21 protein-coding genes are annotated in these 26,497 nt (G+C 72.9%); 12 read left to right on the top strand and 9 right to left on the bottom strand.

What is annotated here, in order from left to right; genetic code table 11:
* The first annotated feature begins 1 nt into the window (after position 1).
* Positions 2-1,567: a helix-turn-helix domain-containing protein gene (locus tag ACWDYF_RS21525; protein WP_389466120.1), complete on the top strand. Its 1,566-nt coding sequence runs from the start codon at positions 2-4 to the stop codon at positions 1,565-1,567.
* Between the two features lie 62 nt (positions 1,568-1,629).
* Positions 1,630-2,418 (top strand): phosphatase, encoded by a 789-nt coding sequence (locus ACWDYF_RS21530; protein WP_064533269.1) that lies wholly within the window; start codon positions 1,630-1,632, stop codon positions 2,416-2,418.
* A gap of 13 nt (positions 2,419-2,431) precedes the next feature.
* Here ACWDYF_RS21530 and ACWDYF_RS21535 read toward each other — a convergent pair whose 3' ends face one another.
* The 4 genes from ACWDYF_RS21535 to ACWDYF_RS21550 form a co-directional block, all read right to left on the bottom strand.
* Positions 2,432-3,445 carry a cation diffusion facilitator family transporter gene (locus tag ACWDYF_RS21535; RefSeq protein ID WP_389466115.1) on the bottom strand — a complete coding sequence of 338 codons (1,014 nt, stop codon included), beginning with the start codon at positions 3,443-3,445 and terminating at the stop codon, positions 2,432-2,434.
* A 5-nt stretch (positions 3,446-3,450) separates the two neighbouring features.
* Complete coding sequence (locus ACWDYF_RS21540; protein WP_064533271.1) at positions 3,451-4,341, bottom strand: acyl-CoA thioesterase; 891 nt, start codon at positions 4,339-4,341, stop codon at positions 3,451-3,453.
* Positions 4,342-4,346: 5 nt separating this feature from the next.
* Positions 4,347-5,504, bottom strand: a complete 1,158-nt coding sequence (locus tag ACWDYF_RS21545) for an acyl-CoA dehydrogenase family protein (RefSeq protein ID WP_389466111.1) — start codon at positions 5,502-5,504, stop codon at positions 4,347-4,349.
* Between the two features lie 169 nt (positions 5,505-5,673).
* Positions 5,674-6,282: an SACE_7040 family transcriptional regulator gene (locus tag ACWDYF_RS21550; RefSeq protein ID WP_381742937.1), complete on the bottom strand. Its 609-nt coding sequence runs from the start codon at positions 6,280-6,282 to the stop codon at positions 5,674-5,676.
* A 97-nt stretch (positions 6,283-6,379) separates the two neighbouring features.
* Here ACWDYF_RS21550 and ACWDYF_RS21555 point away from each other — a divergent pair, with 97 nt between their 5' ends.
* The 5 genes from ACWDYF_RS21555 to ACWDYF_RS21575 all read left to right on the top strand — a co-directional run bounded on the left by ACWDYF_RS21555 (position 6,380) and on the right by ACWDYF_RS21575 (position 13,270).
* Positions 6,380-7,996 (top strand): carboxyl transferase domain-containing protein, encoded by a 1,617-nt coding sequence (locus tag ACWDYF_RS21555; protein WP_037896906.1) that lies wholly within the window; start codon positions 6,380-6,382, stop codon positions 7,994-7,996.
* Positions 7,997-8,012: 16 nt separating this feature from the next.
* Positions 8,013-9,995 (top strand): ATP-binding protein, encoded by a 1,983-nt coding sequence (locus tag ACWDYF_RS21560; protein ID WP_389466107.1) that lies wholly within the window; start codon positions 8,013-8,015, stop codon positions 9,993-9,995.
* Complete coding sequence (locus ACWDYF_RS21565; RefSeq protein ID WP_018565685.1) at positions 9,992-10,936, top strand: hydroxymethylglutaryl-CoA lyase; 945 nt, start codon at positions 9,992-9,994, stop codon at positions 10,934-10,936. Before ACWDYF_RS21560 ends, ACWDYF_RS21565 begins: the two co-directional genes overlap by 4 nt.
* Before the next feature lie 6 nt (positions 10,937-10,942).
* Positions 10,943-12,103 carry an acyl-CoA dehydrogenase family protein gene (locus ACWDYF_RS21570; protein WP_355483170.1) on the top strand — a complete coding sequence of 387 codons (1,161 nt, stop codon included), beginning with the start codon at positions 10,943-10,945 and terminating at the stop codon, positions 12,101-12,103.
* 117 nt (positions 12,104-12,220) lie between these two features.
* Positions 12,221-13,270 (top strand): ABC transporter substrate-binding protein, encoded by a 1,050-nt coding sequence (locus tag ACWDYF_RS21575; RefSeq protein WP_381742935.1) that lies wholly within the window; start codon positions 12,221-12,223, stop codon positions 13,268-13,270.
* Between the two features lie 138 nt (positions 13,271-13,408).
* Here ACWDYF_RS21575 and ACWDYF_RS21580 read toward each other — a convergent pair whose 3' ends face one another.
* Positions 13,409-15,097, bottom strand: coding sequence for a beta-N-acetylhexosaminidase (locus ACWDYF_RS21580; RefSeq protein WP_389466103.1), 1,689 nt, complete (start codon positions 15,095-15,097; stop codon positions 13,409-13,411).
* Between the two features lie 66 nt (positions 15,098-15,163).
* Between ACWDYF_RS21580 and ACWDYF_RS21585 the strand changes: the two genes are divergently transcribed.
* Positions 15,164-16,099, top strand: coding sequence for a DUF4429 domain-containing protein (locus ACWDYF_RS21585; RefSeq protein ID WP_389466100.1), 936 nt, complete (start codon positions 15,164-15,166; stop codon positions 16,097-16,099).
* Between the two features lie 38 nt (positions 16,100-16,137).
* Here the strand turns inward: ACWDYF_RS21585 and ACWDYF_RS21590 are convergent, their stop codons facing one another.
* Positions 16,138-17,721 (bottom strand): purple acid phosphatase family protein, encoded by a 1,584-nt coding sequence (locus ACWDYF_RS21590; protein ID WP_389466098.1) that lies wholly within the window; start codon positions 17,719-17,721, stop codon positions 16,138-16,140.
* Between the two features lie 165 nt (positions 17,722-17,886).
* On the opposite strand from ACWDYF_RS21590, the gene ACWDYF_RS21595 reads away from it, so the two are divergent.
* From ACWDYF_RS21595 to ACWDYF_RS21605, 3 genes are all read left to right on the top strand, one after another.
* Positions 17,887-18,144 (top strand): hypothetical protein, encoded by a 258-nt coding sequence (locus ACWDYF_RS21595; protein ID WP_018565679.1) that lies wholly within the window; start codon positions 17,887-17,889, stop codon positions 18,142-18,144.
* A gap of 148 nt (positions 18,145-18,292) precedes the next feature.
* Complete coding sequence (gene glmS / locus ACWDYF_RS21600) at positions 18,293-20,110, top strand: glutamine--fructose-6-phosphate transaminase (isomerizing) (protein WP_389466093.1); 1,818 nt, start codon at positions 18,293-18,295, stop codon at positions 20,108-20,110.
* Positions 20,111-20,331: 221 nt separating this feature from the next.
* Positions 20,332-21,543: a UDP-N-acetylglucosamine--N-acetylmuramyl-(pentapeptide) pyrophosphoryl-undecaprenol N-acetylglucosamine transferase gene (locus ACWDYF_RS21605; protein WP_389466087.1), complete on the top strand. Its 1,212-nt coding sequence runs from the start codon at positions 20,332-20,334 to the stop codon at positions 21,541-21,543.
* On the opposite strand, the gene ACWDYF_RS21610 is transcribed toward ACWDYF_RS21605, so the two are convergent.
* From ACWDYF_RS21610 to ACWDYF_RS21620, 3 genes are read right to left on the bottom strand one after another with little or no spacing between them, the layout of a single operon-like run.
* Positions 21,497-22,663, bottom strand: a complete 1,167-nt coding sequence (locus ACWDYF_RS21610; RefSeq protein ID WP_389466084.1) for a DegT/DnrJ/EryC1/StrS family aminotransferase — start codon at positions 22,661-22,663, stop codon at positions 21,497-21,499. The two genes, ACWDYF_RS21605 and ACWDYF_RS21610, sit on opposite strands and share 47 nt — an antisense overlap.
* Positions 22,660-23,886 carry an ATP-grasp domain-containing protein gene (locus tag ACWDYF_RS21615; protein WP_389466082.1) on the bottom strand — a complete coding sequence of 409 codons (1,227 nt, stop codon included), beginning with the start codon at positions 23,884-23,886 and terminating at the stop codon, positions 22,660-22,662. The genes ACWDYF_RS21610 and ACWDYF_RS21615 overlap by 4 nt, the downstream gene beginning before the upstream one ends.
* The gene (locus ACWDYF_RS21620) at positions 23,879-24,901 is read right to left on the bottom strand and encodes a dTDP-glucose 4,6-dehydratase (RefSeq protein WP_389466079.1); all 1,023 of its coding nucleotides are present in this window, start codon (positions 24,899-24,901) and stop codon (positions 23,879-23,881) included. Before ACWDYF_RS21620 ends, ACWDYF_RS21615 begins: the two co-directional genes overlap by 8 nt.
* Positions 24,902-25,156: 255 nt before the next feature.
* Between ACWDYF_RS21620 and ACWDYF_RS21625 the strand changes: the two genes are divergently transcribed.
* A complete protein-coding gene (locus ACWDYF_RS21625; protein ID WP_389466076.1) occupies positions 25,157-26,428 on the top strand; it encodes a helix-turn-helix domain-containing protein in 1,272 nt (423 codons plus the stop codon).
* Positions 26,429-26,497: the final 69 nt, after the last annotated feature.

Below are 26,497 nucleotides of genomic sequence, written 5' to 3' on the forward strand. Positions count from 1 at the left end.
CATGCCGGACACCCCCGCACCGCAGCCCCCGCCCGCGTCCCCGGCACCACCGAGCCCACCGGCCCCACCGGTCCCGCCGACCCCACCCGTCCCGCTGTCCGCGCTGCTGGCCCGCGAGGACCTGGCCCTGCGCCTGCTCGCCGGGCCGTGCGGCCCCGGTGTCGTGATCCACGGGGCGCACACCACGGAGATGGCCGACCCCTACCCGTACCTGCTGGGCGGCGAGCTGCTGCTGACCGCGGGCGTGCATGTCCCCGGGCCCGCCGAGGGGGGCGTGCCCGCCGGGTACTTCGACGCCTACGTCGACCGGATCGTCGCGGCGGGCGGGGCGGCCCTCGGCTTCGGTGTGGCCCCGGTGCACGACACCGTGCCCGCCGCCCTGGCCGCCGCCTGCGCCCGGCGCGGGCTGCCGCTGGTCGAGGTGCCCCCGCGGACCACCTTCGCCGCGGTCGCCCGCGCCGTGTGGCAGCTGATGGCCGAGGCGCGGCTGGCCGAGCTGCGCCGGGTCACCGGGGCGCAGCAGGGTCTGGCCGCCGCCGCCGCGCGGCCCGACCCGGTGCCGTCGGTGCTGCGCCGGCTGGCCCGGGAGCTGGCCGGCCCGGCCGTGCTGTACGGGCCGGACGGCGCACCTCTCGCGCGGGCCGGGCGGGAACCGGCGGCCGGGGTGCCGGACGCGCTGGCGGCGCTGGCCGCCCGGGTGCGGCCCGGTGCGCGGGCGGGCGCGCGGGCGCCCAGCTCCGCCACCGACACCGTCGCCGGGACCCGGCTGGCCGCCTACGCGCTGGGCGCGGGCCAGGGCTTCGTCCTGGCCGTCGCCACCGCGCGGCACGAGCCCGGCGACCACACCATCGCCTCGGTGGCCGCGGTCCTGCTGTCCCTGCTCACCGGCGAGCACCGCGGCGGCAGCGGCGCCGACCGGTCCGCCGCGCTGGTGCGCCTGCTGCTGGGCGCACCGGCCGAGGAGGTGGCGCCGCTGCTCGGCGCGGGCCCCTGGACCGTGGTGCACGCCCGTCCCGAGAACCGGCCGGACCGGCCGGACCGGCCCGTCGGCCGGATCGCCGCCTCGGCGCTGGGCGCCGCCCTGGGCTCGCCCCTGGTGGACCTGGCGGACGACGGATCGGGGGTCGTACGGGTGCTGCTGCCCGCCGACCGGGCACCGGCCGAGCAGCCCGGCTGGACGCTCGGGCTCAGCGCGCCCGCCGCGCCCGCGCAGTGGCCCGCCGCCGACGCCCAGGCGGCCCGCGCCCTGGCCCGCGCCCGTGCCACCCGCACCGCCCTGGTCCGGCACGCGGACCGGCCCGCGCTGGACGACCTGGTGCCGCCCGGCGCGGCCGCCGCCCACGCCCGTGCCGTGCTCGCCCCGCTGGCCGGGCACCCGGCGCTCGCCGAGACGCTGCGCGCCTGGCTGTCGCTGCACGGCGGCTGGGACCGCACGGCGGTGGCGCTGGCCGTGCACCGCAACACCGTGCGGCAGCGGATCGCCCGGTGCGCGGCCCTGCTCGACGCCGACCTGGACGATCCCGACGTCCGGATGGAGCTGTGGTTCGCGCTCGGGCGCCGGGAGTGACCCGCGTCCCAGCCTCTCGCGTACGGCGCTCGCGCGCCGCCCGCTGCCCCACAATGGGAGCCATGCCGATACCCGGGACACCCAGCCGCGCCGAACTCGTCGACCACCTCGTCAGGACCCGTATCGCGGGGGACGTCGCCACGCCCCGCGAGAACAACCTGTCGCACTACCGCAAACTGGCCAACGGCGACCGGAACTACTGGCTCGGTCTGGAACTCGGCGACCGCTGGACCGACGAGCAGGACGTGCTCGCGGTGATGGCCGAGCGGGTCGGGGTCGTCGACGACCCGGAGCACCGCCAGGGCCAGGACACCATCGATCCCGAGCTGACCGTGGACGGCCTGGAGCGGCTGGCCGGGCGGCTGCGCAAGGCCGCCGACGGCGGGCAGCGGGTGCTGCTGGCCACCGGCCACCCCGGCGGCCTGCTGGACGTGCACCGCGCCACGGCCGCCGCGCTGCGGGCCGCCGGCTGCGAGATCGTCGTCATCCCCGAGGGCCTGCAAACAGACGAGGGCTACGTCATGCAGTTCGCGGACGTGGCGATGCTGGAGCACGGCGCCACGCTGTGGCACACCCACTCCGGTGAGCCGATGCGGGCGATCCTGACCGGTCTGGAGCGCGCGGGCCGGCCGCTGCCCGACCTGGTCGTCGCCGACCACGGCTGGGCGGGCTGCGCCGGACAGCTCGGCGTGGACTCCTGCGGCTACGCCGACTGCAACGACCCGGCGCTCTTCCTCGCCGAGGCCGAGGGCACCGTCCAGGTGACGGTGCCGCTCGACGACCACGTGGTCAGCCCGCGCCACTACGACCCGATGACGGCGTATCTGCTGGAGCAGGCGGGCCTGGCCTGAGCGCCGCCGCGGCTCAGGGCGGCGGGGCGGACCCGTGCGGGCCGCGCCGGGCGCGGCCCGGCGTCGGGTCCAGATAGACCCGGCCGACCAGGGGCAGCGCCGCGCGCAGCCGCTGCTCGGCCTGCTCGCACGTCCATTCGATCCGGGCGGCGCTCGCCCCGTCCCGGAGGTCGACCTTCGCCGCCACCAGCGCCTCCCGGGGGCCCTGCACCAGCGTGACCAGCTCCAGTACGTCCTCGATGTCGTCCAGGGCCAGCAGCTCGCGCCGGATCAGCTCCCGGGCGGCGGGCGGCAGCGGGCGGCCGATCAGCAGCTCCGCGTTGGACCGGCCCAGCACCCAGGCCACGTACAGCAGCAGCGCGCCGATGCACAGCGAGGCGAGGCCGTCCCAGACGCCCGAGCCGGTGAGCTGGCCGCCGAGCAGGCCGCCCGCGGCGAGCAGCAGGCCGACCAGGGCGGCGGAGTCCTCCATGACGACGGCCTTGACGGCGGTGTCGGCGGTGCGCCGGAACCAGCGGCGGAAGGGCACCGCGAGCCGGGCGGCCTCGCCGCGCGCCTGGCGCAGGCCCGTGCGCAGCGAGAAGCCCTCCAGCAGGAAGGCCACGGCGAGCACCAGGTACGCCACCAGCGGATCGCCCGGCTGCTCGCCCGCGACCAGGGTGTGCACGCCGTCGTAGAGGGAGAAGACCGCGCCGCCGACGAAGGTGGCGACGGCGGCGAGCAGCGCCCAGATGTAGCGCTCGGGGCCGTAGCCGAGGGGGTGCTCCTCGTCGGCGGGGCGCTCGCTGCGCTTGAGCGCGGTCAGCAGCAGCACCTCGGTGACGGTGTCGGCCACCGAGTGCGCGGCCTCGGACAGCATCGCGCTGGACCCGCTGAGCACTCCGGCGACCGCCTTGGCCAGCGCGATGCCGAGGTTGGCGAGGGCGGCGACGATCACCGTGGTGGTGCTCTCACCGCCGCCGCGCCGTGCCTGTGGGCCGTCCCGGTCGTCGCGGTCGTCCCGGTCCTCCTGGTCGGTCTGCGCCATGCCCCTCAGTGTTCCCGGGGTTCCCGGGGAACGCGCACCACGCCTTCCTGGATCACCGTGACGGCCAGCCGTCCGTCCTGGGTGTGGATACGGGCCTGCCCGAGCCCGCGCCCGCCGGACGCCGAGGGCGAGACCTGGTCGTACAGCAGCCACTCGTCGGCGCGGAAGGGCCGGTGGAACCACATCGCGTGGTCCAGGGAGGCCCCGACGACGTCCCCGACCGCCCAGCCGCCGCGCCCGTGGGCGAGCAGCACCGAGTCGAGCAGCGTCATGTCGGAGACGTAGGTGGCGAGGACGACGTGCAGGAGCGGGGTGTCGACGTCGCCGTCGAGCTTGCCGTTGGCCCGGAACCACACCTGCGAGTGCGGCTCGCGGGGTGTGCCGTAGTCCCCGTACGGGGGTTCGCCGACGTAGCGCAGGTCGACGGCCTCGCGGGTCTCCAGGAGCCGTTCGACCACCTCGGGCGCCAGATGGCCGTAGCCGCGCAGCCGCTCGGCGGAGGTGGGCAGGGTCTCCGGGTCCGGCGCGGGCGGCATGGGCACCTGGTGGTCCAGGCCCTCCTCGTACGTCTGGAAGGACGCCGAGAGGTGGAAGACCGGCTGCCCGTGCTGGACCGCGACCACCCGGCGGGTGGTGAAGGAGCGGCCGTCGCGGATGCGGTCCACCGTGTAGACGATGGGCGCGCCGGGGTCGCCGGGGCGCAGGAAGTAGGCGTGCAGCGAGTGCGCGTGCCGGTCGGCGGGGACCGTGCGCCCGGCGGCGACCATCGCCTGCGCCGCGACCTGCCCGCCGAAGACGCGCGGGACGACGGCCGAGCGGGAGCGGCCCCGGAAGATGTCCTGCTCGATCCGCTCCAGGTCGAGCAGATCGAGCAGGGACCGCAGTGCCGTGCTCACGGGTCCTACAGACCCATGTTCTTGGCGATGATCGACTTCATGATCTCGCTGGTGCCGCCGTAGATCCGGTTCACACGGTTGTCGGCGTACAGACGGGCGATCGGGTACTCGTTCATGTAGCCGTAGCCGCCGTGCAGCTGGAGGCAGCGGTCGATGACGCGGTGGGCGACCTCGGTGCAGAACAGCTTGGCGGAGGCGGCCTCGGCCGGGGTCAGCTCACCGGCGTCCAGGGCCTCGGTCGCCCGGTCGGCGACGGCCTCGGCCGCGTCCACCTCGGCCTGGCAGGCGGCCAGCTCGAACTTGGTGTTCTGGAAGTGGGCGACCGGCTTGCCGAAGACGGTGCGGTCCTGCACGTAGTTCTTGGCGAACCGGACGGCGGCCTTGGCCTGCGCGTACGCGCCGAAGGCGATGCCCCAGCGCTCGGAGGCCAGGTTGTGGCCGAGGTAGGAGAAGCCCTTGTTCTCCTCGCCGAGCAGGTCCTCGGCCGGGACCTTGACGTCGACGAAGGCCAGTTCGGCGGTGTCGGAGGTCTTCAGGCCGAGCTTGTCGAGCTTGCGGCCGACGGAGTAGCCCTCGGACCTGGTGTCCACCGCGAACAGCGAGATGCCGAAGCGGCGGTCGTCCTCCCTGGGCGCGGAGGTGCGGGCGCAGACGATGACCTTGCCGGCGTGCACACCGCCGGTGATGAAGGTCTTGGCGCCGTTGAGCACGTAGTGCGTGCCGTCCTCGGACAGCCTGGCGGTGGTCTTCATACCCGCGAGGTCGGAGCCGGTACCCGGCTCGGTCATCGCGATGGCCCACATCTCCTCGCCGGTGACGAACTTCGGCAGGTACCGCTTCTTCTGCTCCTCGGTGGCCAGCATCTTGATGTACGGCAGGGCGAGCAGCACATGCACGCCGGAGCCGCCGAACTGCACGCCCGCGCGCGCGGTCTCCTCGTACAGGACGGCCTCGAACTTGTGGCTGTCCAGGCCCGCGCCGCCGAACTCCTCGGGCACGTTGATCCCGAAGACGCCCAGCTCGCCCAGCTTGTAGTAGAAGTCCCGGGGGGCCTGCCCGGCGGCGAACCACTCGTCGTACACCGGTACGACCTCGGCCTCGATGAAGGCGCGGAGGGTCTCCCGGAACGCCTCGTGATCCTCGTTGAACACCGTACGGCGCACGCCGCCCACCTCCGCGACCTCGACTGTCTAAGCGCTTGCTCACACAAACGTACCGACGAGTACGAGGCCAGTAAAGGGCCGGGCCGGTAACGCTCGTCACGCGGGAGCGGAGGAGCGCAGGGGGGAGCGGAGGAGGGCGGGGCGCGGGCCGCCGCCCGGGGCGCGCCGCTCAGCCCGCCGCGGGCGACGCCGCCGAGGCGAACGCGCCCCGCGCCATCCGGTGCAGCAGCTCCCCCATCGGCCCCCGCCCCGGCAGGGTCCCGCGCCGCCCCAGGTGCGGGGTCGAGTTCAGCAGGCCGAACACCGAGTGCACCGCCGAGCGCGCGGCGGGCTCCGCCAGGGCGGGGTGGACCCGGCGGACCACCTCCACCCACAGCTCGACGTACTGCCGCTGGAGCTGGCGCACCAGCTTGCGGTCGCTGTCCCGGAGGCGGTCCAGCTCGCGGTCGTGCAAGGTGATGAGGGAGCGGTCGTCGAGCGCGAAGTCGATGTGCCCCTCGATGAGCGAGTCGAGGACCGCCTCCGGCCCCGCCGACCCGTCCGCCTCCGCCAGCCGCCGCTTCGCCCCGGTCAGCAGCCGCCCGCTGATGCCGACCAGCAGCTCCGCGAGCATCGCGTCCTTGCCGGGGAAGTGCCGGTACAGGCCCGGTCCGCTGATGCCCACCGCGGCGCCTATCTCGTCGACGCCGACGCCGTGGAAGCCGCGTTCGGCGAAGAGCCGCGCCGCTTCCCTGAGGATCTGCTCGCGGCGGGTGGGGGCGTCGGTTCGCGTGGCCATGAGAACAATTCTAGACAGCGGCGTTAGCGGTCGTTAACCTGAGGGAAATGGGTTAACGCTCATTAACAGTGGATCACTGGGTGAGGGGACCGCGAGGATGCAGGAGGCACCGGAGCTGACGAGCGCGGCAGACCCCGCGTCGGAGGCCTGGCGGGCCAACGAACAGGCGCACCGGGCGCTCGTGGAGGAACTGCGCGGCAAGCTGGCCGCCGCCCGGCTGGGCGGCGGGGAGCGGGCGCGCGAGCGCCACACCGCGCGCGGCAAGCTGCTGCCGCGCGAGCGCGTGGACGCCCTTCTCGACCCCGGTTCGCCGTTCCTTGAGCTGGCACCGCTGGCCGCCGACGGGATGTACGACGGGCAGGCCCCGGCCGCCGGCGTCATCGCGGGCATCGGCCGGGTCAGCGGACGCGAGTGCGTGATCGTCGCCAACGACGCCACCGTCAAGGGCGGGACGTACTACCCGATGACGGTCAAGAAGCACCTGAGGGCGCAGGAGGTGGCCCTGGAGAACCGGCTGCCGTGCCTGTACCTGGTGGACTCGGGCGGCGCCTTCCTGCCGATGCAGGACGAGGTCTTCCCCGACCGGGAGCACTTCGGGCGGATCTTCTACAACCAGGCGCGGCTGTCGGGCGCCGGGATCCCGCAGATCGCCGCGGTGCTCGGCTCGTGCACGGCCGGCGGGGCGTACGTCCCGGCGATGAGCGACGAGGCGGTCATCGTCCGCAACCAGGGCACGATCTTCCTGGGCGGCCCGCCGCTGGTGAAGGCGGCCACCGGCGAGGTCGTCACCGCCGAGGAGCTGGGCGGCGGCGAGGTGCACGCGCGCACCTCCGGCGTCACCGACCACCTCGCCGAGGACGACGCGCACGCGCTGCGCATCGTGCGCACCATCGTCTCCACCCTCCCCGCGCGCGGGCCGCTGCCCTGGGAGGTCACCGCCCCGGCGGAGCCCAAGGCGGACCCGTACGGACTGTACGGCGCGGTGCCGGTGGACTCCCGCACCCCCTACGACGTGCGGGAGATCATCGCGCGCGTGGTGGACGGCTCGCGCTTCGCCGAGTTCAAGGCCGAGTTCGGGCAGACCCTGGTCACCGGCTTCGCCCGGATCCACGGCCACCCGGTCGGCGTCATCGGCAACAACGGCATCCTGTTCTCCGAGTCCGCCCAGAAGGGCGCCCACTTCATCGAGCTGTGCGACCAGCGCGGCATCCCGCTGCTGTTCCTCCAGAACATCTCCGGCTTCATGGTGGGCCGCGACTACGAGGCGGGCGGCATCGCCAAGCACGGCGCCAAGATGGTCACGGCGGTGGCGTGCACCCGGGTGCCCAAGCTGACCGTGGTCGTCGGCGGCTCCTACGGCGCGGGCAACTACTCCATGTGCGGCCGGGCCTACTCGCCCCGCTTCCTGTGGATGTGGCCCAACGCCAAGATCTCCGTGATGGGCGGCGAGCAGGCCGCCTCCGTGCTGGCCACCGTCAAGCGCGACCAGCTCGCGGCGCGCGGCGAGGAGTGGTCCGTGGAGGACGAGGAGTCCTTCAAGGCCCCCGTGCGCGCCCAGTACGAGCGCCAGGGCAACGCCTACTACGCCACCGCACGCCTGTGGGACGACGGCGTGATCGACCCGCTGGAGACCCGGCAGGTGCTGGGCCTGGCCCTGACCGCGTGCGCCAACGCCCCGCTGGGTGACCCCCAGTTCGGCGTCTTCCGGATGTGAGGGGGACCTGCTGACCATGTTCGACACAGTTCTGGTGGCCAACCGCGGCGAGATCGCCGTCCGTGTCATCCGCACCCTGCGCGCCCTGGGCGTGCGCTCGGTGGCCGTCTTCTCCGACGCCGACGCGGACGCCCGCCATGTGCGCGAGGCCGACACCGCGGTGCGCATCGGCCCGGCGGCCGCGGCCGAGAGCTATCTGCGCACCGACCGCATCCTTCAGGCCGCCGCCCGCACCGGCGCCCAGGCCGTCCACCCCGGCTACGGCTTCCTCGCGGAGAACGCGGAGTTCGCCCGCGCCTGCGAGGCGGCCGGTCTGGTCTTCATCGGGCCGCCGGCCGACGCGATCTCCCTGATGGGCGACAAGATCCGCGCCAAGGAGACGGTCGCGGCGGCCGGGGTGCCGGTGGTCCCCGGCTCCAGCGGCTCGGGCCTGAGCGACGGACAGCTCGCCGACGCGGCCCGCGCCATCGGCATGCCGGTGCTGCTCAAGCCGTCCGCGGGCGGCGGCGGCAAGGGCATGCGGCTGGTGCGCGAGGAGGAGCTGCTCGCCGAGGAGATCGCCGCCGCCCGCCGCGAGGCCCGCGCCTCCTTCGGCGACGACACCCTCCTGGTCGAGCGCTGGGTGGACACCCCCCGGCACATCGAGATCCAGGTCCTGGCCGACGGACACGGCCGGGTGATCCACCTCGGCGAGCGCGAGTGCTCGCTCCAGCGCCGCCACCAGAAGATCATCGAGGAGGCGCCCAGCGTGCTCCTCGACGAGGCCACGCGCGCGGCGATGGGCGAGGCGGCCGTACAGGCGGCCCGCTCCTGCGGCTACCGGGGCGCGGGCACGGTGGAGTTCATCGTCCCCGGCGGCGACCCCTCCGCGTACTACTTCATGGAGATGAACACCCGCCTCCAGGTGGAGCACCCGGTCACCGAGCTGGTCACCGGGCTCGACCTGGTCGAGTGGCAGCTGCGCGTCGCCTCCGGCGAGCCCCTGCCGTACGCGCAGGAGGACATCACCCTCACCGGGCACGCCGTGGAGGCCCGGCTGTGCGCGGAGGACCCCGCGCGCGGCTTCCTGCCCTCGGGCGGCACCGTGCTGCGGCTGCGCGAGCCGCAGGGCGACGGGGTGCGCACCGACTCCGGGCTGAGCGAGGGCACCGAGATCGGCAGCCTGTACGACCCGATGCTGTCCAAGGTGATCGCCTACGGCCCCGACCGCGCCACCGCCCTGCGCAGGCTGCGCGCGGCCCTCGCGCGGACGGTCACGCTGGGCGTGCCGACCAACGCCGGGTTCCTGCGGCGGCTGCTGGCCCACCCGGCGGTCGTGGCGGGCGATCTGGACACCGGCCTGGTGGGGCGGGTGGTGGACGAGCTGATCCCCGCGGGCGTACCGGAGGAGGTGTACGAGGCCGCCGCCGCGGTCCGCCTGGACGCGCTGCGCCCGGGGGACGGCGGCGCGGACGGCTGGACCGACCCGTTCTCCGTGCCGAGCGGCTGGCGGCTGGGCGGGGAGCCGAAGCCGGTGACCTTCTGGCTGCGGGCGGCCGACCCGGTCGCGTACACCCCGCGCGGCGGCCACACGGTCGACGGCGACACGGTCTCCGTCACCCTCGACGGCGTCCGCCACACCTTCGAGCGGGCCGGTGACTGGCTGGGCCGCGACGGCGACGCCTGGCACGTGCGCGACCACGACCCGGTGGCCGCCTCCCTCACCCGCGCGGACCGGGCGGGCGCCGACTCGCTGACCGCGCCCATGCCCGGCACGGTCACGGTGGTGAAGGTGGCCGTCGGCGACGAGGTGAGCGCCGGACAGAGCCTGGTGGTGGTCGAGGCGATGAAGATGGAGCACGTCATCTCCGCCCCGCACGCCGGGACCGTCACCGAGCTGGACGTCTCCCCCGGCGCGACCGTCGCCATGGACCAGGTGCTCGCGGTCGTCGCCCCGCACGAGGAGGACACCGCCGCCCCGGCCGCGCTGCCCAACGAGGAAGGGACGGTGCGGTCATGACCGCCCCCGAGGCCCTGCCCATGGTCGTCCCGGCCCCCGACCTGCCGCAGCGGGTCAGGATCTACGAGGTCGGACCGCGCGACGGCCTGCAGAACGAGAAGCTGACCGTGCCCACCGAGGTCAAGGCGGAGTTCATCCGCCGCCTTGCCGGTGCGGGCCTGACGACGATCGAGGCCACCAGCTTCGTCCATCCGAAGTGGGTGCCCCAGCTCGCCGACGCGGAGGCCCTGTTCCCGCTGGTGCGCGATCTGCCCGGCGCCTTCCCGGTGCTGGTGCCCAACGAGCGCGGCCTGGACCGCGCCCTGGCGCTGCACGCGGACCGGGTCGCCGTCTTCGCCAGCGCCACCGAGTCCTTCGCCCGCGCCAACCTCAACCGGAGCGTGGACGAGGCGCTGGCCATGTTCGCCCCGGTGGTGCGGCGCGCGAAGGACGCGGACGCGCGGGTGCGCGGCTATCTGTCCATGTGCTTCGGCGACCCCTGGGAGGGCGCCGTCCCGGTCCACCAGGTCGTCCGGGTCTGCCGGGCGCTGCTGGAGATGGGCTGCGACGAGCTGAGCCTCGGCGACACCATCGGGGTCGCCACCCCCGGCCAGGTCCTGGAGCTGCTGGCCGCGCTGAACGAGCAGGGGGTGCCGACCTCCGCGCTCGGTGTGCACTTCCACGACACCTACGGCCAGGCGCTCGCCAACACCCTGGCCGCGCTCCAGCACGGCGTCACCACCGTCGACGCCTCCGCGGGCGGCCTCGGCGGCTGCCCGTACGCCAAGTCCGCCACCGGCAACCTCGCCACCGAGGACCTGGTGTGGATGCTGCGGGGCCTCGGCATCGACACCGGGGTGGACCTCGGCCGTCTCGTCGCCACGAGCGAGTGGATGGCCGCGCACCTGGGCCGCCCGAGCCCCTCCCGTACTCTCCGCGCCCTCTCCCACAAGGAGCAGTGATCGACGATGAACCACCGCCTCACCCCCGAGCTGGAGGAACTGCGCCGCACCGTCGAGCAGTTCGCGCACGACGTGGTGGCGCCCAAGATCGGCGACTTCTACGAGCGGCACGAGTTCCCGTACGAGATCGTGCGCGAGATGGGCCGCATGGGCCTGTTCGGGCTGCCGTTCCCCGAGGAGTACGGCGGCATGGGCGGCGACTACCTGGCGCTCGGCATCGCCCTGGAGGAGCTGGCGCGGGTCGACTCGTCGGTGGCCATCACCCTGGAGGCGGGCGTCTCGCTGGGCGCCATGCCCGTGCACCTGTTCGGCACCGAGGAGCAGAAGCGGACCTGGCTGCCGCGGCTGTGCGCGGGCGAGATCCTGGGCGCGTTCGGGCTGACCGAGCCGGACGGCGGCTCGGACGCGGGCGCGACCCGTACGACGGCCCGGCTGGACCCGGACACCGACGAGTGGGTGATCAACGGCACCAAGTGCTTCATCACCAACTCCGGCACGGACATCACCGGCCTGGTCACGGTCACCGCGGTCACCGGCCGCAAGAGCGACGGCAGGCCCGTGATCTCCGCGATCATCGTGCCGTCCGGCACCCCCGGCTTCACCGTGGCGCCCGCCTACTCCAAGGTCGGCTGGAACGCCTCGGACACCCGCGAGCTGTCCTTCACCGACGTCCGGGTCCCGGCGGCCAACCTGCTGGGCGAACAGGGGCGCGGCTACGCGCAGTTCCTGCGGATCCTGGACGAGGGCCGCATCGCCATCGCCGCGCTGGCCACCGGTCTGGCCCAGGGCTGTGTGGACGAGTCGGTGAAGTACGCCAAGGAGCGGCACGCCTTCGGCCGGCCGATCGGCACCAACCAGGCGGTGCAGTTCAAGATCGCCGACATGGAGATGAAGGCCCACACCTCGCGGCTGGCCTGGCGCGACGCGGCCTACCGGCTGCTGGCCGGCGAGCCCTTCAAGAAGGAGGCCGCCCTCGCCAAGCTGTACTCCTCGACGATCGCCGTCGACAACGCCCGCGACGCCACCCAGATCCACGGCGGCTACGGCTTCATGAACGAGTACCCGGTGGCCCGGATGTGGCGCGACTCCAAGATCCTGGAGATCGGCGAGGGCACCAGCGAGGTCCAGCGCATGCTGATCGCCCGGGAGCTGGGGCTGACGAGCTGAACCGGCGCGGAAGGGCCGCCGGGGTCCCGGCCCCGCCCTGGACAGGCAGTGAGGTTAGGCTAACCTCCCCTGGACCAGCCCGGCGGTCTCCCGCCCTGTTCGAAAGCAGCCACATCCATGTCCCACGCCCGTGCCACCACCCTCACCCGCCGCGGCCTCCTCGCCGCGGGCGGCGCCCTCGGACTCGGGGCCGCGCTCGCGGCCTGCGGCAGCGAGAAGGCGAAGGACGGGGGCTCGGGCGACGGCGCGGGCGCCGGGAAGTCCGGCCCCTGGACGTTCGAGGACGACCGCGGCCGGACGGCGAAGGCCGGCAAGGTGCCCTCGTCCGTCGTCGCGTTCGTCGGGGTCGCCGCCGCGCTCCACGACTACGGCGTCCCGGTCAAGGGCGTCTTCGGCCCGACCACCACCAAGGACGGCAAGCCGGACGTGCAGGCCGGTGACCTGGACGTCACCAAGGTGACGGTGCTGGGCAACGAGTGGGGCCAGTTCAACATCGAGAAGTACGCGGCCCTCTCCCCCGACCTCCTCGTCTCCACGATGTTCGACAGCGCCGGCACCCTCTGGTACGTCCCGGAGGAGCAGAAGAAGAAAATCTTCGCGCTGGGCGCCCAGACGGTCGGCATCTCCGTCTACGACCGCCCGCTCACCCAGCCGCTGGAGCGGATGCGGGCGCTCGCCGGGTCGCTCGGCGGCGATGTGACCAGCGAGCAGGTCAAGCAGGCCAAGAAGCGCTTCGAGGACGCGGCGGCCCGGCTGCGCGCCGCCGCGAAGGCCAAGCCCGGCCTCAAGGTGCTGGTCGGCTCCGCCAGCCAGGACCTGTTCTATGTCTCCGGCAGCAACCTCTCCGTCGATCTGGAGTACTTCAAGGCCCTCGGCGTGGACCTGGTCGAGCCCCCGGAGAGCGCCAAGAAGCAGGGCGGCGGCTGGTACGAGTCGCTGAGCTGGGAGAACATCGACAAGTACCCGGCCGACATCATCATGATGGACAACCGCTCCTCGGCCATCCAGCCCGCCGCGATCACCCAGGCCACCTGGAAGAAGCTCCCCGCCGTCAAGGCCGGCCAGGTCATCGCGCGCAATCCGGAGCCGATCCTGTCCTACGACAAGTGCGTGCCGCTCCTCGACGACCTGGCCAAGGCCCTGGAGACGGCGAAGAAGGTCGCCTGACCGCCGGGGGCCGCCGGGACTCGCGCGCCGCCTTCCCCGGCATAACGAGTTAGGTTAGGCTTACCTCAGTTGGCTGCGGGCGCCCCGGAGACGGTCCTCCGAGGCGCCCGCGGTCCGCCGCCGTCCGGGCCGGTCAGGTCAGCCGTCGGTCCAGGGCACCTGCGGCGAGCGGTAGTACCCGATGCCCAGGGCGTCCCAGCGCGGCGCCTGCGCGGCGAGCCGGACCTTGTAGGTGTCCCAGTCGTGCGTGGCGGCGGGCGACCAGCCGAGCTCGGCGGCACCCGGCAGCCTCGGGAAGGCCATGGTGTCCAGCTGCGCCGAGGTCGACAGGGTCTCCGACCACAGCGGCGCCTCGACACCCCGCACCGCGGACGCGGGCGCCCCCGGCAGATAGGCGGCCGGATCCCAGTCGTAGGAGCGCCGCACCTCGACGTACCCGGCCCAGGCCAGGCCCAGCGGGAAGTCCTTGGTGTACTTCATGTCCAGGTACACCCGGTCGGCCGGGGAGAGGATCAGCCCGGTGCCGTGCCGCGCGGCCTCGGCGACCTGGGCCTTCTCGGCGGCACCGGTCGAGTCCAGGCCCCAGTACTGGGCGAGCGCGCCCGGGGCCGGGGTGGCACCGGTCAGCTGGTGCCAGCCGATGACCGTCTTGCCGTACTTGGCGACGATCGGCTGCACCCGGTTCATCAGCGTCGCGTAGTCCTCGTGGCTGGTGGAGTGCGCCTCGTCCCCGCCGATGTGCAGATAGCGGCCGGGGGTGAGCGCGGCCAGCTCGCGGATCACGTCGTCCACGAAGTCGTACGTCACCTCCTTGGGCGCGCACAGCGAGCTGAAGCCGACCTGGGTGCCCGTGTAGAGCGGGGGCGCCACGCCGTCGCAGTTCAGCTCCGCGTAGGAGGCGAGGGCCGCGTTGGTGTGGCTGGGCATGTCGATCTCGGGCACGACCTCCAGATAGCGGGAGGCGGCGTAGCGGACGATCTCCCGGTAGTCGGCCTTGCTGTAGTGGCCGCCCGGCCCGCCGCCCACCTGCGTGGAGCCGCCGTAGGTGGCCAGGCGCGGCCAGGAGTCGATGGCGATGCGCCAGCCCTGGTCGTCGCTCAGATGCAGATGCAGCTCGTTGATCTTGTACAGGGCGAGCTGGTCGATGTAGCGCTTGACCTGGTCGACGGTGAAGAAGTGCCGGGCGACGTCCAGCATGGCGCCCCGGTAGGCGTAGCGCGGGGTGTCGCGCACGGTGCCTCCGGCGACCAGCCAGGGGCCCCGCTGCACGGACTTCTTCTCGACGGCGGCGGGCAGCAGCTGCCGCAGGGTCTGCACGCCGTGGAAGAGCCCGGCCGGCTTCGCCGCGGTGATCGTCACCCCCCGGGCGTCGCTGTCCAGGCGGTAGCCCTCGGCGCCGAAGGGGCCCTGGGCCAGCCGGAGCCGGATGCCCGCCGTGCCGTGCGTGGTCAGCGGCAGCCGGTAGCCGGTGGCCGGGCGGAGCAGGTCCGCGAGATAGGTGCCGACCTGGCGCGCCTCGCGGGAGCCGTCGACACGGATACGGGTGCCGGACGTGATCCGGTACGGGGACCGGCCCGGCTCGACGGCCGCCGGGGCGGGGATCACCTGGCTCAGCGGGGTCGCGGCGGGCGCCGCTCCCCCGCCGGCGCGGCCGGCCGGCGCGGCGCCGACGGCGAAGGCGCCGGCCGCCGTCACCAGCAGCAGCGCGCCCAGGACGCGGCCGGCGCGCGGGGCCCGGCCGGGGGCGGGGGTGGGGGTGGCGTGGGGCGTGGGGGTGGTTCGGGTGGAGAGGGACTTGCGGAGAGTCGTACCGCGGTGCCGTCTCACATGCGCTCCCTTCACACTCGGATCAGTACCGACCACTCTCCCGCACGGCGGTGAAAGAATCACCCCATGGCGGAAATCATCCAGAAGGACGGCGCCTGGGCGTTCGACGGCGACGCGCTGCGGCTGACCCCGGGGCGCGACCGGAACATCAGCGTGCTGCGCCGGACACTGGGTGAACTCTGCGTACCGCTCAGGGCGTTGGCCGGGATCTCGTTCGAGCAGGGCAAGCGGGCCGGACGGCTCAGGCTGCGGCTGCGCGACGGCGCCGATCCGCTGCTGCACGCCACCGGTGGCCGGCTGGCCGAGCCGCACGACCCGTACCAACTGCTGGTGGAGCCCGACCGGTTCGGTGTCGCCGAGTACCTCGCCGACGAGGTCCGCAACGCGCTGCTGCTGGAGCAGGTGCCCACCGGTCCGGTGACGGAGTACCTGCTGCCCGGCCCGGCCGTGCCGCTGTCGGTGTCCGCCGGGGACGGCACGGCGAGCTTCGACGGGGAGCGGATCCGGCTGGAGTGGAACTGGAAGACGGAGGACGCCAAGGCCGCCTCCGGTCCGCGCGTCCTCGCCCCGGCCGACCTCACCGGGGTGGAGTGGCTGCCCGCCGCCGGGCTGGAGAACGGCCATCTGCGGCTGGCCGTGCGCGGCGCCCCCGACGCCGCCCCGCCCAAGTACGACCCGAACGCCGTCGAGCTGTGGGGCTTCAAGAAGGATCCGCTGATGGCGCTGGTCGCGGCGGCGGTCCAGGCCCGGCTGCCGCATCCGGCCGGGGCCGCCGCCCCGGCGCCGGGTCCGGGTGCGGGTGCGGGTCCGGGTGCGGCCGCCGCCGACGGCCCGGCCGGGCGCCGTACGGAGCGGGCGGCCCCGCACGGCGCGCCGCCCGCCGAGGACGAGCACGACGCGCTGCTGCGCCGCCTGCGGGAGCTGGGCGAGCTGCACCGCTCCGGGGTGCTGACCGGGGAGGAGTTCGCGCTCGCCAAGCAGGCGGTCCTCAAGCGCATGTGAGTCCGTGCGCCCGAGGACCGTCCGCGGGTGCCGGAGCCCTACTTGGCGCGGCGCGACACCGTGAAGTGGTCGACCTGCGCGCCGGTCTCGGCGATGCCGCGCACCGTCAGCGTGGCCTGGCGGCCCCGGGAGGCCGGGGTGACGTCCACGCGCAGGAAGGAGTAGTCGAGGTAGCGCACGCGCGACCAGTCGACGGTCTCCTTCTGGCGGGCGCCGTCCTTGAGGCAGACGAAGGAGGACACCGCGTCGATGTCCTTCTCGTGGCCCTCGTAGGTCTGGTCGGCGCTGAAGGCGTACAGGCTCTTGCCGGCCGCGCCCGCGGTGACGTAGACGACGCCGTCGGTCTCCGGGTAGGCGGTGCCGCCGATCGGGAGCTTCTTGGTGACCTGGCCGCGCTTGATGACGTCGGTGCGCTCGTAGACGTGGTTGTGGCCGTTGATGACCAGGTCCACGGTGTACTTCTCGAACAGCGGCACCCACTCCTGGCGCACGCCCCCCTCCGAGGCGTGCGCGGTGGAGGTGCAGTAGGCGCAGTGGTGGAAGAAGACGACGATGAAGTCGACGTCCCGGCTGGCCCGGTACTTCTTCAGCTGGGCCTCCAGCCACCGGGTCTGGGTGCCGCCGGAGATGCCGAGGTTGGCCGGGATCTCGAAGGAGATGTCGTTGGCGTCCAGCGAGATGACGGCGGTGTTGCCGTAGACGAAGGAGTAGACGCCGGGCAGGTTCTCGTGGTCGGGGCCGTTGTCCGGGAGGGTCCAGCGGGCCTCCTCGCCGCCGTAGCCGTTGGGCGAGTACCAGGCCTCCATGTCGTGGTTGCCGTAGGAGACCATCCACGGGACCTGCTTGGCGACGGACTCGGTCTGGTACAGGAACTGGTCCCAGACGCGGGAGTCGAAGCCGCTGTCGCTGGTCTTGCCCTGGCCGGCCGGGTCGCCGTAGGCGATGTCACCGGCGTGCAGGTGGAAGGCCGGGTCCTGGCCGAGGATCAGCGCGTCGTTGGCCAGGCCGTGGTAGCTGACGCCCTGGTCGCCGAAGGCGGTGAAGGTGAACGGCTCCTTGTGCGAGGGCGCGGTGGTGAAGGTGCCCAGGGTGCCGGCCAGGTGGCGCTCGGCCGGGTCGAAGCCCTGGTGGCCGACACCGTAGTAGTACGTCCGGCCGGGGCGCAGATGGGTGAGCTTGGCGTGCAGGTAGTACTGGGTGCGGTCGCCGCTGGCGCCGACCCCGGCGGGGGTGTAGAGGGTGCGGACCTCGGCGGGTATCTTCCGCGACAGGTCCCAGGGGTGTGCGCCGACCCGGATGAACGGCTTCTTGACGGCGACCGGGACCTGCCAGGAGACGGTGATCTCGGTGCGCGGGTCGTTGCCGAAGGCGAGGTGGCGGCCGAAGGGCGCGACCAGCGCGCCGTCGACGGCGTCGGCCGAGGAGGCGGGGGCCGGGGACGCGGTGCGCTGGGCCGGCACCGCGGCCTGCGCGGCGGTGCCCGTCACGAACGCGCCACCCGCGACCGTGCCGAGGGTGACCGCGCCGCCCCGGATCATCGTGCGCCGCGAGAACTTGGAACGCAGGTACTCGTGCTGCTCGGCCATGCTCATGCGCTCGGCGAGCTTCTCGGGTACGCCCATGCGAGGAATGTCCATGGCGTCTGAAAATGGTCTACCGGTGCGACGGCGCGCGGGACGGGAGATGGACGGCACGCGAACAGCGGCTCACCAGCGCTTGAACTGTCGCTTGCCCGATATCGGGCAGGATTCTTGCGAAAGTGATCCCGGTACCCCAGGATCTACCGGGTGCACGACGAACTCGTAGATCATCTGACGCGGTCCACGCCCCTGAGCCGGGGCGAGGCGCTGCGGGTGGTCCAGGACGTGCTCGCCTACTTCGACGAGACGACCGAGGAGTTCGTCCGGCGCCGGCACCGCGAACTCCAGGCACAGGGCCTGGTGAACGCGGAGATCTTCGGACGGATCGCGGCAGACCTGAAGTACCGCGCGGTGGCACCGCCGGACCTCTCGCTGCGGCAACTGCGGCGCATCGTCTACGGCTGACGCCCGCGGCACACGGGCCGGGGCACGGCAGCGCCCCGCACGGCACCGGTACGACACGGCATGACACGACACGGCACGGCATCGAGGCGGCGCTCGACACGCGTCGACGCGCGTCGGCGCGGCACCAACTCGGGGAAAAGAGACTTGTATGTGCGGAATCGTCGGATACATCGGGAAGCGTGACGTCGCCCCGCTGCTCCTGGAGGGCCTGCAACGCCTGGAGTACCGCGGCTACGACTCGGCGGGCATCGTCATCACCTCGCCGAAGACCCCGGGCCTGCGGATGGTCAAGGCCAAGGGCCGGGTCCGCGACCTGGAGGCGAAGGTCCCCGCGCGCTTCAAGGGCACCGCCGGCATCGCCCACACCCGCTGGGCCACCCACGGCGCCCCCTCCGACGTGAACGCCCACCCGCACATGTCGGCCGACCAGAGGGTCGCCGTCGTGCACAACGGCATCATCGACAACGCCGCCGACCTGCGCCGCAAACTGGAGGCGGACGGCGTGGAGTTCCTCTCCGAGACCGACACCGAGGTGCTCGTCCACCTCATCGCGCGCTCGGAGGCCCAGAAGCTGGAGGACCGGGTCCGCGAGACCCTGCGCCTGATCGAGGGCACCTACGGCATCGCCGTCATGCACGCCGACTTCCCCGACCGGATCGTGGTGGCCCGCAACGGCTCCCCCGTGGTCCTCGGCATCGGCGAGAAGGAGATGTTCGTCGCCTCCGACGTGGCCGCGCTGGTCGCCCACACCCGGCAGATAGTCACCCTCGACGACGGCGAGATGGCCACCCTCAAGGCCGACGACTTCCGTACGTACACCACCGAGGGCACCCGGACGACCGCCGAGCCGACCACCGTGGAGTGGGAGGCCGAGTCGTACGACATGGGCGGCCACGACACGTACATGCACAAGGAGATCCACGAGCAGGCCGAGGCCGTGGACCGGGTGCTGCGCGGGCGGATCGACGACCGGTTCGCCACCGTGCACCTGGGCGGCATCAACCTGGACGCCCGTGAGGCGCGCGCGGTGCGCCGGGTGAAGATCCTCGGCTGCGGCACCTCGTACCACGCGGGCATGATCGGCGCCCAGATGATCGAGGAGCTGGCCCGGATCCCCGCCGACGCGGAGCCGGCCTCCGAGTTCCGCTACCGCAACGCGGTCGTGGACCCCGACACCCTCTACATCGCCGTCTCCCAGTCCGGTGAGACCTACGACGTGCTGGCCGCCGTGCAGGAGCTGAAGCGCAAGGGCGCCCGGGTCCTCGGTGTGGTCAACGTGGTCGGCTCGGCCATCGCCCGCGAGGCGGACGGCGGTGTCTACGTGCACGCCGGGCCCGAGGTCTGCGTCGTCTCCACCAAGTGCTTCACCAACACCTGCGTCGCCTTCGCGCTGCTCGCCCTGCACCTGGGCCGCATCCGCGACCTGTCGGTGCGCGACGGCAAGCGGATCATCGAGGGCCTGCGCAAGCTGCCCGAGCAGATCTCCGCGATCATGGAGCAGGAGGCGGAGATCGAGGAGCTGGCCAAGTCCTACGCCGACGCCCGCTCGATGCTCTTCATCGGCCGCGTCCGGGGCTACCCGGTGGCCCGTGAGGCCTCCCTGAAGCTCAAGGAGGTCTCCTACATCCACGCCGAGGCGTACCCGGCCTCCGAGCTGAAGCACGGCCCGCTCGCCCTGATCGAGCCCGCCCTGCCGACCGTGGCGATCGTCCCGGACGACGACCTGCTGGAGAAGAACCGCGCGGCCATGGAGGAGATCAAGGCCCGCAGCGGCCCGATCCTCGCCGTCGCCCACCAGCCCCAGGAGAAGGCCGACCGCACGATCGTCGTCCCCAAGAACGAGGACGAACTGGACCCCATCCTCATGGGCATCCCCCTCCAGCTCCTCTCCTACCACACGGCCCTGGCCCTGGGCCGGGACATCGACAAGCCCCGCAACCTGGCGAAGTCGGTGACGGTGGAGTAGATCCCGCCGGAGCCCGACATCACGGGAACGGCCCCCCACGCGCCGACAGCGAGCGCGTGGGGGGCCGTTCCCGTGCCGGGGAGCCGGTCCGGCCGGTGTCCCGGGAGCAGGCGAGTGCGGTGCTGCTGCATCACATGCCGACGGGCACACACTGCCGTCCTGCACGGACCGGGCAGCCGATACTGTGACGGCCCGTCCGATCTCTTTGGTTGGGGAGTCCCATGCACAGCGGCACTTTCCGTCTCGTCGTCACGGGCGGCGGGACCGGTGGACACACCTATCCCGCGCTGACCGCGGTGCGCACGCTGCAGGCCAGGCTGGCCCGGGAGAGCCGGGGGCTGGAGGTTCTGTGGATCGGGACGGCTGACGGCCTGGAGGCGCGCGTCGCCCCGGCCGCCGGCATCGCTTTCACCGCGGTGGCGACCGGAAAGATCCGCCGCTCGAAGAATCCGCTCAAGATGGCGTCGCCGGCGAACGTGCGGGACATGGCGCGGGTGCCGCTCGGCGTGATGCAGGCGCGGCGGGCCATCGACGGCTTCCGGCCGGATGTGGTGCTCGCGACGGGCGGCTACGTGGCGGTGCCGGCCGGGCTGGCGGCGCGGATGTGCCACCGGCCGCTCGTGCTGCACGAGCAGACGGTGCGGCTCGGCCTCGCGAACCGGAAGCTCGCGTCGGCGGCGGCGCGGATCTGCGTGTCGTCGGAGTCGACCCTTGAACTGCTCCCGGAGTCGGCGCAGGCGGTCGCCGTGGTGACCGGCAATCCCGTGCGGCCCGAAGTCTTGTCCGGACAGGCGGCGCGAGCTGTCCAGGCGCTGGGCCTGTGGGGCTTCGACCGGCAGTTGCCGACCGTGTACGTCACCGGTGGGGCGCAGGGGGCACAGCAGATCAACATGCTGATCGGCGAATCGCTGCCGTGGCTGTTGCAGCAGGCGAACGTGATCCACCAGTGCGGCCCGGACCACGAGGCAGCCCTGCGCGCCCGGGCGGCCGGGCTCCCCGCCGAGCTGGCAGCCCGCTACCACCTGACAGGGTTCGTCAGCGGCGAACTGCCCGACGTCCTGGCCCTCGCGGACGTCGTGGTGTCCAGGAGCGGAGCCGGGACGCTGGCGGAACTGACCGCTCTGGGCAAGCCGGCCGTGTTCGTGCCGCTGGCATCGTCGGCCGGGAACGAGCAGGTGCACAACGCCCGCCATCTGGAGGAGGCGGGGGCAGCGGTCGCGCTGACCGGCGAGGTGACGGCTGTACGGCTCCAGGCGGCGGTGGGCCCGCTCCTGGCCGGTGCCCCCCTGCGGTCGGGCATGGCGGAGCGGGCCCGCGCGTACGGCCGTCCGGACGCGGCGGACAGGCTCGTGGACGAGATCCTGTCCGCCGCGTCGGGTCAGCCGGTCACCGCTGGTGTGGGCGGGCGTGGGGAGTCGTCCCCATCTCGGTGAGGGCCTGGCCGAGGACGGTGACGACCTGGTCGATGTCCGCCTCGGTGAGGTGCTGGTGGAACGGCAGGGTGAGGATCTCCGCGCCGGCTTGCTCGGTGGCGGGCAGGTCGCGCCTCCACCGGGCGAACGCGCGCTGGAGGTGGTTGGGCGGGTAGTGGACGCCGACGCCGATACCACTGGCCTTCATCCGCGCGTGGACCTCGTCCCGGTTCGGGATGAGGACCTGGCACAGGTGGGGCACGGAGCGGTCGGGGGCGACGTCGACCAGCCTCACACCGTTCAGGGCGGCCAGCGCGCGCCGGTACGCGCGCCACAAGCGGCGGCGGGTGCGCGCGGTGTCCTCGAAGTGCGGGAGCTGGGCCAGGCCGATGGCGGCGTTGATGCCGGACATCTGGTAGCGCAGCCCGTAGCCCTCCACCTGGTAGCTGGTCGTCCTGCCGCGTTGGACCTGGGACTGGACGACGCCGAGCATCCGGATCCGGCGGATCGTGTCGGCTTCGTCGCGGGTGCGGGGGATGACGACGCCTCCCTGCCCGCAGGTGAGATTCTTGATCGGCCCGAAACTGAAGCAGGTCAGGTCTCCGGTGGCGCCGACAAGGCGGGGGCCGTGGCTGGAGCCGAAGGCGTGCGCGGCGTCCTCCACGATGACGATGTCCCGGGTGGCCAGTTCCTTGCGTACGCGGGAGAGGTCGACGGGGCGGCCGCCGAACAGGACCGGCAGGACCACGCGCGAGCGGTCGGTGACGGCGTCCATGACGAGTTGGTCGGTGACGCACAGCGTGTCCGGGTCGATGTCCACGAACCGGGGCGTGGCGCCGGTGGCGAGGATCGCCTGGATGGTCGCGCAGAACGTCATGGACGGCACGACCACCTCGTGGCCGGGGCCGACGCCGACGGCGAGCAGCGCCGTGTGCAGGGCGGCGGTGCCGGACATGACCGCGACGGCGTCACGGATGTTCAGGAACCGGGCGACGCGGCGCTCGAACTCCTCGGTGACCTCGGTGTGCCCGTACTGGCCGGTTTGCAGGACGCGAGCCACCGCGGCGGCCTCCTGGCCGTACAGGTACGGGCTGGCGTTGTGCTGGACGCCAGCCGCGGGAGAACGGGTGTGCGTCGTCACTTCGCCTCCGTGTTCGGCTGGATGACCGGTCGGATCAGTGCGCCGGCCCTCTCCAGGGCGGCAGACGCGGCGGCCGCCGACGGTCCGGCGGCGACGAGGAGGCCGATCTTGTGGCCGGACTGGTCATGCGGGCGTACGAGGTCGCCCGGCTCGGCGTACAGCTCGATGTCGGTGATCCCGGGAGTACTGCGGGCATCGGTGACGCCCTCCCACCTGACGAGCCGGCCTTCCACGGTGAGCGGTGAGCCGATCAGTTCCAGCGCCGCATGCGCTGCGTGCGCAGGCGCCAGTCGGTCGCCGAACGGCTCGCCGAGCGCGAGCGCGATGAGCGCATGCACGACGTCCACGCCGAAGGCGGCGGCGAGCAGCCGCGGGACGCCGTCACCACCGAGACGTGCGTTGGCCTCGATGACGCGTTCCCGGCCGTCCGCGCCGAGGACGACGTCAAAGTTCGCCGGCCCGTCGACGATGCCGAGTGCGTGGCACAGCCGTTCGGCGGTGGCCTCGATCCGGCGGTGCGTCGCCGAGGGCAACTCGGCGGTGCGCAAGCGCCTGACGACGAAGCTCCCGTCGATGAAGTCCTTGTCCGTGACACAGGTCATCAGCGCCCTGCCGGCCTGCATGAAGGTCTCGACGGCCAGTGGACGGCCGTGGATGAACTCCTCGGCGATCACAGCCTGGGAATCGGAGCAGGAGAGGGCATGGGCGACGGCGGCGGGCAGTTCCTCAGGGCAGGTGACGCGAGTGACCCCCTTGCTGCCCGAGCCGTCCGTCGGTTTGACCACGAGCGGGAAGCGCAGCCCCGCGGCCTCGGCGACGACCTGATCCGGGTTGTCCGACGCGATCCACCCGTATCCGGTGACGCCGCAGGCCACGGCGATTGCGTGGAAGGCGGCCTTGTCGCCGGCCGCGAGCGCGCTCTCGGGGTACACGTAGGCGGTGCCGTACCGTCGGCCCAGGGCGTGCCAGGTGGCCAGCCCGGCGTCGCTCGCGCCGCAGACGATCCCGGCGGGGCGGGTGTCGCCCAGCGCGTCGGCGATGGCGTCGGTGTCCCGGGTGGAGATCGTCAGGACCGCGTCGGCGAACGGGAGCGCGGGGGCGTCCGACCGCATGTCCACCGCGATGGTCGGGATACCCCGATGCCGCGCCTCCTGGTAGAGCGGGATCTGCTCCTCCGACGCGCCAAGCACGATCAGGGCGTTCTGTGGCCAGTGCTCAGACATGCTGCGACTCCCGGGTCGTGTCGAGAGTGCCGGGCGGGCAAGGCAGGGCGGGCAGCGGGCTGCGGGAGAGGGGCGCCCACCGGTCGGGGTTGCGCCGGTACCAGTCGGCGGTCTCCTCCAGCCCGGCCTGGAAGTCGTGGACGGGCCGGTAGCCGAGGGCGGCGAGCTTGGACCAGTCCATGGCGTAGCGAAGGTCGTTGGACAGCCGGTCGGGGATGTGGGTGACGCGGGCCCAGTCGGCGCCGCAGATCGTCAGCAGCTTGCCCGTCAGCTCTTTGCTGGACAGGTCGGTGCCTCCGCCGACGTTGTAGACCTCGCCCGGCTTGCCTGCGCGCAGGACGAGTTCGACGCCGGCGCAGTTGTCCTCGACGTGCAGCCAGTTGCGGAGGTGCTGACCCTCGCCATGCAGGGTGACCTGCTCGCCCCGCAGGAGCTTCGTCACGAACAGTGGGATGATCTTTTCCGGATGCTGGCAGGGCCCGTAGTTGTTCGAGGACCGGGTGACGCAGACCGGCGCCCCGTACGTGTGCCAGTAGCTGAGCGCGACCAGATCGCCGGCGGCCTTGCTGGCGGCGTAGGGGACGGTCGGGCGCAGCGGGTAGTCCTCAGTGGCCGCACCGTCCGGCAGCGGCCCGTACACCTCGTCCGTGGAGACATGCACGAACTTCTCGATGCCGTGCCGCATGGCGGCATCCGCGACGGTCTGCGTGCCGATGACGTTCGTGGTGATGAACCGTCCGGCCGTGGTGAACGAGCGGTCGACGTGGGATTCGGCGGCGAAGTGGACGACCGCAGTGTGCTGGACCATGAGGTCGTCGACCAGGACGGCGTCGCAGATGTCGCCGATGACGAACTCCAACCGCGGGTTGAGAAAAGCCTGTCCGAGGTTGCCCCTGTCACCCGCGTACGTCAGCGCGTCGAGGACGGTGACCTGCTCGATGTCGTCCGCGCCGAGCATGCGCCGGACGAAGTGGGAGCCGATGAAACCGGCTCCGCCGGTAACCAGCAGCTTCATACGTGCCTCCGATGAGAAGGACCGGCCGACGGCACGGGTGTGCCGCCTCTTGGGGGTCCGGTCGTGGAGACGCCCAGCGGTTGCCGGGTGCGGTCCTCACCATGGCGGCCCGCGGGGGCCGGGCAGAGCGGCCGGGCGGGCTTCTGCAACGGGTGTGCGGATCTGGCACACGGTGTGCATCCGCGCGCCCCTCCCGACGCTGTTCGGACGCCGCTAGGTTCTGCACCACCCACCCCGGGGTCCAAGGAGGTGCCCATGGGCGCAGAGGAGATCGGTGCCCTGTTACGCGGGGCGCGCTGCGCCGCGCGGCTCACCCAGACGCAGGTCGGCAACGCGTGCGGATATTCGGCGTCGGCGGTGTCCCGGATCGAGTCGGGCAAGCTGCGCGTCGACCACCCGACCCTGATGCGGTTCGCGGCGTTCCTGCGGATCGCACCCGGGCAACTGCGTGCGTCGACCGGACCCGGCATGACCAATGTCGCTACGGTGGCCGGAGGTTGCCGGTCGGCGGAGGAGGACGAGGTGCGTCGTAGGGAGCTGCTGACGGGAGTGGTGGCAGCGGGAGCGACAGCTGTCGTCGGCGCCCGTCCTGCCGCCGCTGCCGACTCTGCCGACCTGGAAGTGGCCTTGTTCCGGCTGCCGCAGGTGGAGCCGATGCCGCTGCCCCGGCTGGCCGGGCAGATTTCCGCTGCCCGCCGGGACTACTGCGCCACCCAGTACACGCGGCTGGGGCAGAATCTGCCGGGTCTCATCGCGGCGGCGACCGCGACGCGGGACGTCTCGACGGGCCGGGCGCGTGAGGAGGCGGACCTGGCTCTCGCCCGCTCGTACGTCCTCGCGGCCGAGCTGGCGACGAAGCAGCACTCCGATGCGGCGTGGGTGGCGGCCGACCGGGCGCTGGCGGCTGCGCGATGCAGTGGCATACCGGTGGCCGTCGGCGAGGCCTCGCGGCAACTGGCGATCGCTGTGCGCCGCTCCGGCCGCTCCACCGCCGCGGTGCACTTGCTGACGAAGGAGGCGGAGGACCTGGACGCCTCCCGCGACCATACCGGCGCGGTGCGGACGACGCTGCTGCTGACCGGAGCCTACTCGGCCGCGGCCGGCCGGGACCGGTCGACGGCCCTGGCGCTGCTGGAGGAGGCCGAGCAGGAGGCCGGGCGACATCAGGCGGTACCGGGCCTGTTCACGGTGGAGGCGCCGCGGACGCAGATCGACGTCTACCGGATCGGCGTCCTCAACACGCTGGGGACGCCGGACGAGGCGGTGCCGGTGGTAGCCAGGTTGAAGGTGGACCAGATGCCGACGGCGGAGCGGCGGGCGCGGGCGTGGACCGACGTCGCCCGTACGTGGCACGCGCTGGGGGACGGTGAGCAGGCGTTCGCCGCGCTGCGGCGGGTCGAGCAGGAGGCCCCGCAGGAGGTTCGGCGGCCTGCGTTGCGGGCGCTGACCGCCGGCCTGCTGTACGGGCCGACCCGGATCGAGGGAATCCGCGAGTTCGCGGACCGTACGGGTGCCCTGACCGCCTGACGGGCGCGGTCATCCTCTCGACGGGTGCCTCTTCGGTCTGCATACCGCCCGGTTCGGAGGCAGCTGGAC

The organism is Streptomyces sp. NPDC003284, assembly GCF_053589675.1.